At 70.8% G+C, this 12,141-nt stretch carries 9 protein-coding genes; 5 read left to right on the forward strand and 4 right to left on the reverse strand.

Annotated elements, in window-relative coordinates:
* Nucleotides 1-124 precede the first annotated feature (124 nt).
* Genes cobC through ACM6LU_RS29725 form a run of 4 tightly spaced genes read right to left on the reverse strand, consistent with a single transcriptional unit; the run spans nt 125 to nt 5,031 of the window.
* Nucleotides 125-1,132 carry an Rv2231c family pyridoxal phosphate-dependent protein CobC gene (cobC, locus tag ACM6LU_RS29710; protein WP_414941104.1) on the reverse strand — a complete coding sequence of 336 codons (1,008 nt, stop codon included), beginning with the start codon at nt 1,130-1,132 and terminating at the stop codon, nt 125-127.
* The gene (locus tag ACM6LU_RS29715; protein ID WP_414941105.1) at nt 1,125-2,459 is read right to left on the reverse strand and encodes a cobyrinate a,c-diamide synthase; all 1,335 of its coding nucleotides are present in this window, start codon (nt 2,457-2,459) and stop codon (nt 1,125-1,127) included. The genes cobC and ACM6LU_RS29715 overlap by 8 nt, the downstream gene beginning before the upstream one ends.
* Nucleotides 2,453-3,067 (reverse strand): cob(I)yrinic acid a,c-diamide adenosyltransferase, encoded by a 615-nt coding sequence (cobO, locus tag ACM6LU_RS29720; protein WP_414941106.1) that lies wholly within the window; start codon nt 3,065-3,067, stop codon nt 2,453-2,455. Before cobO ends, ACM6LU_RS29715 begins: the two co-directional genes overlap by 7 nt.
* A complete protein-coding gene (locus ACM6LU_RS29725; protein WP_414941107.1) occupies nt 3,067-5,031 on the reverse strand; it encodes a putative cobaltochelatase in 1,965 nt (654 codons plus the stop codon). The genes cobO and ACM6LU_RS29725 overlap by 1 nt, the downstream gene beginning before the upstream one ends.
* Nucleotides 5,032-5,089: 58 nt before the next feature.
* Here ACM6LU_RS29725 and cbiE point away from each other — a divergent pair, with 58 nt between their 5' ends.
* The 5 genes from cbiE (at nt 5,090) to ACM6LU_RS29750 (ending at nt 12,031) form a co-directional block, all read left to right on the forward strand.
* Entirely contained in the window at nt 5,090-6,226 is a 1,137-nt protein-coding gene (gene cbiE / locus ACM6LU_RS29730; protein WP_414941108.1) for a precorrin-6y C5,15-methyltransferase (decarboxylating) subunit CbiE, read from the forward strand.
* Entirely contained in the window at nt 6,223-6,984 is a 762-nt protein-coding gene (gene cobM, locus ACM6LU_RS29735; protein ID WP_414941109.1) for a precorrin-4 C(11)-methyltransferase, read from the forward strand. Before cbiE ends, cobM begins: the two co-directional genes overlap by 4 nt.
* Nucleotides 6,985-7,004: 20 nt before the next feature.
* Nucleotides 7,005-7,991, forward strand: a complete 987-nt coding sequence (locus ACM6LU_RS29740; RefSeq protein WP_414941110.1) for a Gfo/Idh/MocA family protein — start codon at nt 7,005-7,007, stop codon at nt 7,989-7,991.
* Nucleotides 7,988-8,794, forward strand: a complete 807-nt coding sequence (locus ACM6LU_RS29745) for a cobalt-precorrin-6A reductase (protein ID WP_414941192.1) — start codon at nt 7,988-7,990, stop codon at nt 8,792-8,794. The genes ACM6LU_RS29740 and ACM6LU_RS29745 overlap by 4 nt, the downstream gene beginning before the upstream one ends.
* Before the next feature lie 135 nt (nt 8,795-8,929).
* Complete coding sequence (locus ACM6LU_RS29750; RefSeq protein ID WP_414941111.1) at nt 8,930-12,031, forward strand: arabinosyltransferase domain-containing protein; 3,102 nt, start codon at nt 8,930-8,932, stop codon at nt 12,029-12,031.
* The last annotated feature ends 110 nt before the right edge of the window (nt 12,032-12,141 follow it).

Below are 12,141 nucleotides of genomic sequence, written 5' to 3' on the forward strand. Positions count from 1 at the left end.
TCGTGCCCGGATCACGAGGCGAGGTCACTGTGGACTGGGTGATCATGCCCGTGGGCGACGATCTCGGCTTTCGGCTTCGCTTCGCGCTACCAAACCAGCATCGAGGATGCCTGCGGATCCGCGCTCACCGCACGGCGGTGAGCGCCGCCAGGAAGCCGTCCACCGTCTCCCGGTCCCGGACCGCGATCCGCAGGTACCGCGCGTCCAGTCCCGGGAAGGTATCCCCGCGCCGCACCGCGAAACCGGCCTCCCGCAACCGTTCCCGGACGCCATCCGCTCCGGGCAGCCGCACGAGCACGAAAGGACCCCGCGGCTCCCCCAGCACGTCGACACCCAAGGCACTCAACCCGGACACGAGGTACTCCCGGTCCGATTCCGCCGCCACCGCCAGCTTTTCGGCTTCTTCCAGCGCCGCCGGACGGCAGCACGCCACCACGGCGACGGCGGCGAGCGACGACACCGACCACGGCGGTTGTACCGCGCGCAGACTGTCCACAACGGACTCATCCGCCAGTACGTATCCGGCGCGCAGCCCGGCGATCCCCCAGGTTTTCGTCAAGCTCCGGAGAACGACGAAACCCGGCTCTCCCGCGACGCTTTCGGTTTCGCCGGGGACGGCGTCGAGGAAAGCCTCGTCGACGACGACGAGGCGCCCCGGACGTCCCAAGGCGAGCAGGTCCGCGGCCGGGTGTAGCGCCGACGTCGGGTTCGTGGGGTTTCCGACGAAGACCAGATCCGCGTCTTCGGGAACCGGGCGCAGGCGGAAGCCGTCATCGGGCGACAGCAGCACACGGTGCACTGGATGGCCTGCCGCGCGCAAAGCGGCTTCGGGCTCGGTGAACTGCGGATGCACGACCACGGCACGAGAAGGCCGCAACGCCGTGGCCAGCAACGTGAAAGCCTCGGCCGCACCCGCGGTCACCAGCACCTGGGACACCGGAAGCCCATGCCGTCGGGCCACCGCGGCGGTCGCGGCGGTGACGTCCGGGTAAGCGGCCAGGTCGTCCAGAGCAGCCGCGAGTTCGGCGCGCAGCCAGGCGGGGGGAGCCGGGAGCCGGACGTTGACCGCCAGGTCGACGAGCCCCTCGCCGACCTCGCGATCGCCGTGGTGCCAGAGATCGTAGTCAGCCATGAGCGTGTACCGCGGCGGCGAACCGCTCGGCGAGTTCGGGATAGCCCGCCCAGTGGACGTGCAGATAGGACGCGTGCAGTGACGCCGACGCGAAGCCGTCGGGTGTGCGGTCCCAACCCCACGCGGGCGTCGGCCCGCTGCCGGGTTCGACGATCGTGCGGTGGAATTCGTGCCCGGTGACGCGTTGCCCGGCGACGGTCAGCACCGTATCCGAGGGCGAGAAAGCCTTGCGGTAGCCGAGTTTCCCGCGTTTGGTCATGGTGGCCGAGGCGTCGAGGACACCGGTCATCGGCAGCCCGTCGATGTCCTGGCACAGGTACAACAGACCGGCGCATTCGGCCACGACGGGCATTCCGTCGCCGATGGCCCGCGCCACCGCCGTCCGCAGCGGGACGTTCGCCGACAGCTCCTCGGCGTGCACCTCGGGAAAGCCGCCGCCGAAGTACAGTCCGGCGCAGCCTTCGGGAAGTTCCTTGTCCTGCAAGGGATCCACGTCGACGACGTCGACACCGGCGGCGGCGAGCAGTTCCCCTGCCTCGGTGTAGCGGAAGGTGAAGGCCGGACCGGCCGCGGCGGCGACCACGGTGCGTGGGCCATCGTGGGAAAGCGAAGGCCGCCAAGGCTCTCCCGACAGCCGGGAAGCCGACCGCGCGACCTGGACGACCGCGCCGAGGTCCACGCCTTCGCTGATCCATCCGGCCAGCTCCGGCAGTAACCGCTCCGACTCGCTCGCGCGTTCGGCCGCCGGGACCAGGCCGAGGTGACGGCTGGGCGCGTGGATCTCTTCGTTGCGATACAAGGTTCCCAGCAGCGGGACGCCGGTCGCTTCCAGCGCCGTGACGATCTCGTCGGCGTGCCGCTGCGAGCCCAGCTTGTTGAGGATCACGCCGGCGAGCCGGACGCGGGTGTCGTACTGCGCGAAGCCGAGGACGGTCGCCGCGACACTGCGCGACGCGGCCGAGGCGTCCACGACGAGTACGACCGGAGCGTCCAGCAGCCGGGCGACGTGCGCGGTCGAGGCATACCCCTCGGTGCCGAGCGCGCCGTCGAACAGGCCCATCACGCCTTCGATGATCGCGATGTCGGCCCCGGCGGAACCGTGCAGCAGCAACGGGATCAACTGCTCCTCGCCCTGCAGGAACGGGTCGAGGTTGCGTGGGGGTCGCCCGGTCGCGAGGGCGTGATAGCTCGGGTCGATGAAGTCGGGGCCGACCTTGTGCCCGGACACGTTCAGTCCCCGCGCGCGCAACGCCGCCATCAGGCCCGCGGCGATCGTGGTCTTGCCGTGCCCGGAGCCGGGCGCGGCGATGACCACGCGATTCACCATTCGATGCCTCGCTGGCCTTTTTGCCCGGCGTCCATCGGGTGTTTCACCTTGGTCATCTCGGCGACCAGGTCGGCGGCGTCGACCAGCTCCGGCGGCGCGTACCGGCCGGTGATCACCACATGCTGGTGACCAGGGCGCGCGGTCAGGGTCGAGACGACGTCGTCCACTTCGAGCCAGCCCCATTTGAGTAGGTAGCTGAACTCGTCGAGTACGTAGAAGTCGTGGGTCTCGGCGGCGAGACGGCGTTCGATCTCGGCCCAGCCCTCGCGGGCGTTGGCGGCGTGATCCTCCTCGGACCCGGCTTTGCGTGCCCAGCTCCAGCCTTCGCCCATCTTGTGCCACTCGACCGGCCCGCCCTGACCGGTGTCTTCGTGCAGCTTGCCGAGCGCGCGGAACGCGGCTTCCTCGCCGACGCGCCACTTCGCCGACTTGACGAACTGGAACACCCCGATCGACCAGCCCTGGTTCCATGCCCGCAACGCCATCCCGAACGCGGCCGTGGACTTCCCCTTCATCTCGCCGGTGTGCACGGCGAGCAGGGGACGGTTGCGGCGCTGACGCGTGGTGAGACCGTCGGCGGGTACGGTTTCCGGTTTGCCCTGAGGCATTACGCGGCCCTCCCGGAAATGCGCGTACGGACGGCACCGGCGAGCGTGTCGGCGGCGACCTCGGTGACCGGAACGTGTTCCGCGCCAAGGTGTTTCGCCAGTTCCGCGGCGAGCCCGAGTCGCATCTTCCCGCTCTCGCAGTCCATCACGACCGAAGTCACGTTCCCGGCCAGCAGCCCGGCCGCCTGCCGTGCCCGTTCGACGGCGTCGGCCCCGCTGGTCGCCCGGCCGTCGGTGACGACGACGAGCAACGGGCGTCGCAGCGGGTCGCGGACCGCTTCGATCCGCAGCACCCTCGCCGCCTCGAGGAGTCCCTCGGCCAGCGGCGTCCGGCCGCCGGTCGCGAGACCGTCCAAACGGGACGCCGCGGCGTCGACGCTGATCGTCGGCGGAAGCGAGAGTTCAGCGCCGGAAGCACGGAAGGTCACCAAGCCCACCTTGTCACGCCGCTGGTAGGCGTCGAGCAACAAGGACAGCACGGCGGTCTTCACCTCCCGCATCCGCTGGCGAGCGCCCATCGAGCCGGACGCGTCGACGCAGAACAGCACCAGGTTGCCCTCGCGCCCTTCCCGCCGCGCGAACCGCAGATCCTGGGGCCGCACCACGAGCCCGGCACCACTGCGTCCGCGAGAACGCTGGTGCGGCGCGGCGGCGCGCACGGTCGCGAGCAGATGTGGGTGACCACCGGAGACCCCGGCGGGCTGAACGCCGATGGTCCGGCCGTTGTCGGTGATCGCGCGTGACCGCCGTCCGGCGGCGCCCTCTCCGGTGCCCTTCACCTCGAAACGCCTGGCGCGAAAGGCTTCCCCGGCTCCGACCGGCTTCTGGTCACCGCCGCTCTGCCCACCGCCCGACGGCTCCTGCCCGCCTTCCGAAGGCGGCTGGCCCGAAGCCTCGCCGCCCTCCGGAGGAGTACCCGAGCCGGGGCCGTCGTCGTCGGGACCGGGGCCTTCCGGCTCGGCGTCCTGCAGCGCCTGCTCCAGCTGCTCCTCGGAGATTCCGGGCGCGTCGAAGGGATTCCGGCGACGGCGGTGCGGCAGTGCGAGACGGGCCGCGACCCGGACGTCCTCGGTGGTCACCTCGGTCCGCCCGGACCAGGCGGCATGCGCGACGGCGGTCCGCGCGGTCACGATGTCCGCGCGCATCCCGTCGACCTCGAAGGACGCGCAGACCTCGGCGATCTGCCGCAGCGCGTCGTCCGGGAGTTTGACCGACGGCAGAAGTCGTTGCGCCGCCTCGATGTCCGCGGCGAGTTCGGCGTCGGCAGCGGCGTACTGGCCGGCGAAACCGTCGGGATCCGCCTCGTAGGCGAGCCGCCGCCGGACGACCTCGACACGCAGTTCGGGATCCCGGCTGGACGCGACCTCGACGGTGAGGCCGAAGCGGTCCAGCAACTGCGGCCGCAGTTCGCCTTCCTCGGGGTTCATCGTGCCGATCAGGACGAACCGGGCGGCGTGCGACACCGAGACGCCTTCGCGCTCGACGGTCGCGCGCCCCATGGCGGCGGCGTCGAGCAGCGTGTCGACCAGGTGGTCGTGCAGGAGGTTGACCTCGTCGACGTACAGCAGTCCGCGATGCGCGGCCGCGAGCAGGCCGGGCTGGAAGTCGGTGACACCGTCGGCGAGCGCGCGCTCCAGGTTCAGCGAGCCGATCACGCGGTCTTCGGCCGCGCCGACCGGCAGTTCCACCAGCCGCGCGGGACGGCGGTGGGCGGGCGAACCCTCGGTGTGCGGGCCGTCCGGGCAGGCCGGATCGGGTTCGACGGGATCGCACGAGAACCGGCACGCGTCCACGACGTCGACGCCGGGCAGCAGCCCGGCCAGCGCGCGCACCATCGTCGACTTCGCCGTGCCCTTCTCCCCCCGCACCAGCACCCCGCCGACGGCGGGCGAGAGGGAGGAAAGCACCAGCGCCAGGCGCAGCTCCGGCATCCCCACAACGGCGGAGAACGGGTACGGCTTCACAGCACTCCTGTCGTCGACGATCTGGTGCGATCATCGCATAGGAAAAGCGTCATCTAACGTGACGAGCGTGCGCGAAGAATCACCCCTCACGGTCGTCGGGATCGGAGCCGACGGCTGGTCCGGCCTGTCCGGGCAGGCCAGGGAAGCGGTGCTGAACGCGGACGTCGTCGTGGGCTCACCGAGACAGCTCGCGTCCCTGCCCGAAGACGTGGAAACCGAAGCGTGGCCCAGCCCGCTACTCCCCGCTCTGGACGACTTCCTCGCGGACAGGGGCCGCGTCTGCGTGCTGGCCAGCGGCGATCCCCTGCTGTCCGGCATCGGCACGACGCTCATCCAGCGCGGCTACGACGTCCAGATCCTGCCCGCGCTCTCCTCGGTGACACTCGCCCGCGCGAGGCTCGGCTGGTCGGCGGAAGAGACCGAGGTCGTCACCGTCGTCGGCCGCGCGATCGGCCGGGTGAGCCGGGCACTGGCGCCGGGCCGCAGGATCCTCGTCCTCGGGGCGAACGACGTAGACCTGCGTGACCTGCTCAAAGCCCGCGGTTACGGCCGGAGCCGCGTCATCGCGCTGTCCGACCTCGGCGGCCCCGACGAGCGGGTCGGCCCAGGCTCGCTGACCGTGTTCGCCGTCGAAGCCGACGGGCCCGCGCTGCCGCTGACCGGTCTTCCGGACGACGCCTTCGAGCACGACGGCCAGCTCACCAAACGCGACCTCCGCGCGTCCGCGCTGGCCAGGCTCGCGCCATCACCCGGCGAACTGCTGTGGGACGTCGGCGCGGGCGCGGGCAGCGTCGGGATCGAGTGGTCCCGGGTGCATCCGCTGAACCGGACGATCGCGATCGAGCGGTCGCCGGAGCGAGCCGCCCGGATCATCCGGAACGCGCACGCGCTCGGGGTACCGGAACTCGACGTGGTGATCGGTGCCGCGCCGGAAGCACTCGAAGGGTTGACCAAGCCGCACGCGATCTTCCTCGGCGGCGGAGTGACCGTTCCGGGTGTTCTGGACGCCTGTCTGGCGACCGGCGCGCGGCTGGTGGCACACGGCGTCACTCTCGAATCCGAGCAGACGTTGGCCCGTGCCTATGCCGAACACGGTGGCGAACTGATCCGCGTCGGCGTCGAACAGGCCGCGCCGCTGGGCGGATTCACCGGCTGGACCCCGGCGCGGGTCGTGACACAATGGAGCAGGGCATGACAGTGCATTTCATCGGCGCGGGCCCCGGTGCCGCCGACCTCATCACCGTGCGGGGCCGTGACCTGCTCGGTCGCTGCGAAACCTGCCTTTACCCCGGCAGCATGACGCCGACGGACCTGCTCGCCTACTGCCCTCCGGAGGCAGTGCTCGTCGACACCGCGAACCTCGATCTGCCCGCGATCGTCGAGCGCATGGTCGAGGCCCACCGGAGCGGTCACGAGGTCGCGCGGCTGTGCTCCGGGGACCCGTCGCTCTACAGCGCGGTCGCCGAACAAATGCGTCGCCTCGACGTGGCCGGAGTCCCCTACGACGTCACCCCGGGCGTACCCGCGTTCGCCGCCGCGGCCGCGCTGCTCAAGCGCGAACTGACCGTGCCCGAGGTCGGCCAGAGCCTGGTCATCACGCGGGCGCAGGCCCGCTCCACGGCCATGCCACCGGGTGAAACGCTGGCGAACTTCGCGCGCACCGGCACCACGCTCGCGCTGCACCTGGCGATCAACCGCGTCGAGCAAGCAGTCGACGAATTGCGCCCCTTTTATCGGGACGACTGCCCGGCGGCGGTGGTGGCGCTGGCGAGTCAGCCGGGTGAGCAGGTGCTGCGCGGAACGCTCGGCACCATCGCCGCCCAGTCCCGCGAAGCCGGGATCAGCCGCGCGGCGATGATCTTCGTCGGGGAAGTCCTTGCCGCCGAAGGATTTCCCGACAGTTTCCTGTACTCGGCCACCCGAGATCGCGCGAACCAACCGGAGTCACTGTGAAACTGGGTCAACCTGAAAACGTGCGCTGGGGCCTGCTGGCCGCCGGGACCATCGCCGCCGAGTTCGCGGCGGGCGTCGCAGAGAGCAAGCACGGTGTGCTGGAGGCCGTCGCCGCGCGCTCCGGCGACCGGGCGGCCGAGTTCGCGAGCCGCTTCGAGATCCCGAAGTGCTACGGCTCCTACGAAGACCTTCTCGCCGACCCGGACGTCGACGCGATCTACATCTCGACGCCGCATCCGCTGCACGGCGAGTGGGCGATCCGCGCGGCCGAGGCTGGCAAGCACATCCTGTGCGAGAAACCCCTGACGGTGTCCGTCAGCGAAGCCGAGAAGGTCATCGAGGCGGCCCGCGTCAACGACGTCTTCCTCATGGAGGCGTTCATGTACCGGCTGCACCCGCAGATCCGCCGCCTGGCCGAGCTGATCTCCGGCGGCGCCATCGGTGAGGTCCGTGCCGTGGACGTCGCCTTCAGCTACGACTTCGCCGTCCCCCGGCTCACCGATCCCGCGCTGGGTGGCGGCGGGATCTTCGACGTCGGGTGTTACTGCACCTCGCTCGCGCGGCTCGTCTCGCAGGCGGCGACCGGGCAGGACGTCGTCGAGCCCGAAGAGGTGCTCGGGATGGCGAGGCTCGACGAGAACGGCATCGACGAGGTCGCGTTCGGGCTGCTGCGGCTGCCCGGCGGCATCCTCGCGCAGGTGGCCTGCGGCTTCCAGCTCACCCAGGACGACCACATCCGCGTCTACGGCTCACGAGGACAGCTGTACGTGCCGAAGCCGGCGTGGATCCACGAAATGCGCAAGCCGAAGACCTCGCAAATCATCCTCACGCCCGAAGGCGGCGAGCCCGAGGTGATCGAAGTCGAGGCGACGCAAGGCCTCTTCGCCCGCGAAGCCGACCACGTCGCCGCGCATCTCGCCGACCGGCAAGCACCCGAACTCACCTGGGCGGAGACGATCGCCAACCTGCGCACGCTGGAACGGTGGCGCGCGGCCGTGGCCCGATGACGCTGCTGATCCTGGGCGGCACCGGCGAAGCCCGGGAACTCGCGAAGGAGCTGGCGGCACGCGGCGAGCACGTCGTGTCATCGCTCGCGGGCCGCGTCGCGCGTCCGAAGCTGCCGGACGGCGAAGTCCGCGTCGGCGGCTTCGGCGGCCCGGAAGGTCTCGCGCGCTGGCTGACCGAGAACGACATCGCCGCGATGATCGACGCCACGCACCCTTTCGCCGAACGCATCGGCGCCAACGCGGTGGAAGCCGCCCGTGAGACGGGCACACCGTTGCTGAGACTGGCCAGGCCCGGCTGGGCCGGACAGCCCGGCGACACCTGGCACTGGGCCGACGACCTCGGCCACGCCGCGCGGCTGCTCCCGGCCCTCGGCGAACGCGTGTTCCTCACCAGCGGACGTCAAGGGCTCGCCGCCTTCGCCCAGCTCGATCTGTGGTTCTTGATCCGCTGCGTCGATCCGCCGGAGGCGCCGCTCCCCCGTCGGCACGAAGTCCTGCTGGACCGCGGACCGTACGAGCCCGCCAAGGAACGCGCGCTGATGGAACGGCACGGCATCGAGGTACTCGTCACCAAGGACAGCGGCGGCGCGATGACCGCGGCGAAGCTCACCGCGGCCCGCGAACTCGCCCTCCCCGTGGTCGTCGTCCGGCGGCCGCGGCGACCTGGGACGGACGGCGTAACGACAGTTCAGGACGCCTTGATCTGGCTCAGGGCCCTTGGTGAACCCGCGATCGACGTCGGCAGGACGCCACCTCGTCATCCACGCCACCTATTCGGAAATGGCGCCCTGCCACCGCGATAGCGTGCCTTCGGCCAGGGCGGGTTCGCGTACGGTCACCTTCCCGGAACCGCCCTCAGCTCCGCCCACCGGCTCAGCGTCACGACGAAGGGCAGCCCTGCGTAAGCCGTTCGGATCAGACCCGTTAGCGTTGCGCCGATGCGTCTGATCGCTGTCACGCTGGGGTTGCTGTCCGCCTTGTGCGCGTTGGCTTTCCCCTTCCTGCCGGTGGTGCAGGACACAGCGGAGGTCGTCTGGCCAACGGGCGGCGACACCCGCTCCGTCAACGCGCCCCTGACCGGGTACTGGGCACAGGACCTGCGCGTCGATCTGCCGTGCCCGACCGTCCGTTCGCTGGACGCGCGTTCGCAGGGCCAGGCACTGCTGTTCTCCACCGTGCCCGACGGCCGCACCGACCCGCGGGCAGGCAAGGGCGTCGGCCTGCAGTTGCGCATCGACAACGGCGTACTGCTCGCCGTCAGCCAAGGTCAGCAGATCGTGCAGCAGCCGCTGCCGGAGAGCACCTGCGACGTCGAACTGTCGGCGGACGCGAACCAGATGACGCTGACCGTCGCCGGGACCGTGGTGTTCCACGCCGAGGGTGACGTCCGGCCGCGGCTGGTCGGGATCTACTCGTCGATCAATGCGGGCAAGGACCCGATCGGCGGCGTGCACGTCTCGGTCGTCCCGGACACCCGCTACCAGACGTCGCCGACGGTCTTGAAGTGGATCATCGGCGTGCTCGCGGCGCTGTCGTTCATCGGCTGCCTGATCGCGGTGTGGCGGATGGACTCCGGTTTCGCCCGCCGCGCGCCGCGCTGGGCGCCGGTCGGCTGGTGGCGGCTGACCGCCCGCGACGCCACGGTGACCGTCGCGCTCGGCGCGTGGGTCTTCATCGGCCCGGTCACCTCCGACGACGGCTACATCCTCACGATGGCGAGAGTGGCCGAAGAGACCGGCTACCTGACCAACTACCACCGCTGGTTCGGCGTCGCCGAAGCGCCGTTCGGCTGGTTTTACCACGTGTATCAGCTGATGGCGCACGTCAGCACGGTGCCGCCGTGGATCCGGCTTCCGTCGTTCCTGCTCGGCGTGCTGAGCTGGCTGCTGATCAGCCGCGAGGTCATGCCGCGCCTCGGCACCCAGGTCCGGACGAGCCGCGCGGCGGGCTGGGCCGCCGCCGCGGTCTTCCTGGTCTGGTGGATGCCGTTCAACAACGGCGTCCGGCCGGAACCGGTCGCCGCGCTGGGCTCGCTGCTGGCGATCTGCGCCGTGGAGCGCGCGCTGGTGACCCGTCGCCTGCTGCCGCTGGCCCTCGGTCTCACCGCGGCCGGGTTCACCCTGGCCGCGACGCCGACCGGGCTGATCGCGGTCGCGCCGTTCCTGGTCGCCGCCCGGCCGCTGTTCAAACTGGTCCGCCAGCGCGCCGAGAACGGCTGGCTGCCGGTGCTCGCGCCGGTGCTGGCCGCCGGGCTGCTGGTGCTGGTCGTGGTGTTCGCCGACCAGACCTTCGCCACCGTGCAGGAGGCGACCCGGATCCGCACCCAGGTCGGCCCGAACCTGTCGTGGTTCCAGGAACTCGCGCGCTACCAATTGCTCTTCGAGAGCCTGCCGGACGGATCGGCGCCACGGCGGTTCCCCGTGCTGCTCGTCCTGCTGTGCACCGGGGCCTGCCTGGTGGTGCTGCTGCGCCGCGGCCGGATCCCCGGTGCCGCGCTCGGCCCCAGCCGTCGCCTGATCGGCACGGTCGCGCTGTTCTTCCTGCTGCTCGCGCTGACCCCGACCAAGTGGACGCACCACTTCGGCGCGTTCGCCGCGGTCGGCGCGGCCATGGCGGCGCTGACCGCGCTGGCGACCAGTTCGACGGTGCTGCGGTCGAGGCGTAACCGGGCGGCGTTCCTCGCCGGGCTGCTCGTGGTCGGCGCGCTGGCCGCGACCGGACCCAACTCGTTCTGGTTCGTGTCGAAACTGGGCGTGCAGTGGACCGCGGTGGCGCCTTCGATCGGCGGGATCCCGCTGTCGACGATCCTGCTGGTCGCGGCCGCGATCTCCGGGGTGTACGCGTTCGTGGAGAACGTCCGCGCGCACCGGCCGGGGCTGCCCGCGGGGCCGCAGGAAGGCCGGGGCCGGTCGCTGCGGCTCGGGTCGCTCTCGCTGGCGGTGGTCTGTGGCCTGATGGCGACGGGCGAGTTCGTCAGCATGGCGTGGGCGATCCACAACCAAGCCGGTTCCTACAGTCTCGGCGCCGCGAACTTCGGGCATCTGTCCGGCAAGAGCTGCAACCTCTCCGACCACGTGATGGTGGAACGGGACGCCGCGACCAGCATCCTGCGGGCCCAGCCCGAACAGCGGACGGTGCCGGTGAAGAAGGAGGAGCCGCCCGCCGGGGCGACCCCGCCGCTGCCCGATCCGGGGCAGGACAACGGCCGCGTGCAGACCGGGTTCCACACCCGCGCGATCGACGACAAGGACCCGCTGGCCGAACCGCCGCACGGCTTCAAACCCGACGAAGTGCCGATGTGGAGCAGTTTCCTCGACCCCGAAACGCGGGCCGGGCGGCTGCGCGGCGACTGGTACGCCCTCGCCGAAAAGCCCGCGGACGGCCAGATCGTGGTCGCCACCGCCGGAGCATCACGGCGGCCGACGTCGGTCAGCCTCGACTACGGCCTGAACACCGGCGAAGGCGTGAAGGTGCTTCGCAGCCAGTTCGTACTTCCGCCGGGCGCGGGGACCAACGGCTGGAACGACACCCGGATCAACCTGCGTGACCTGCCGGCCGAGACGACGTCCGTGCGGATCAACATCGTCGACAACGACCTCACCGAGGACGGCTGGATCGCCGCGTCGGCACCCCGCGTCCCGACGTTCACCACGCTGACCGAGAAGATCGCGGGCAAGCCGGTGTACGTCGACTGGCCCGCGTCGTTCGTCTACCCGTGTGTGCAGCCGGTGACCTCGCACGACGGCATCTCGAAGATGCCCGAGTACCGGATCACCGCGGGCGCCGTCGCCGACGAGGCGAACTGGGCGTCCAGTACCAACGGCGGCCCGATCGGCTGGCTCGAAGAGGTCGCGGCCGAACCCGAGGTGCCCAGTTACCTGATCGGCCAGCCGAGTCAGTCGTGGGGACAGCTGCTGCAGGTCGAACCGTTCACCGAGGGGATCGCTCCGACGATCATCCACGGTGAGAAGGTCGTGCCCGGCTGGTGGTCGCCGGGTCCGGGACCGCGGCAGCCGAACGGCAAGGACCCGACGCGCTAGGAGCTGAAGGGCTCGGAGCTGACGGGCTCGGAGCTGAAGGGGACTTTCCCCGCGTAAGACGCAGCGAAGGGGCCCATCACCGCATGAGACGCGGTGATGGGCCCCTTCAG

The organism is Amycolatopsis sp. cmx-11-51 (assembly GCF_047608665.1).
Taxonomy (GTDB): domain Bacteria; phylum Actinomycetota; class Actinomycetes; order Mycobacteriales; family Pseudonocardiaceae; genus Amycolatopsis.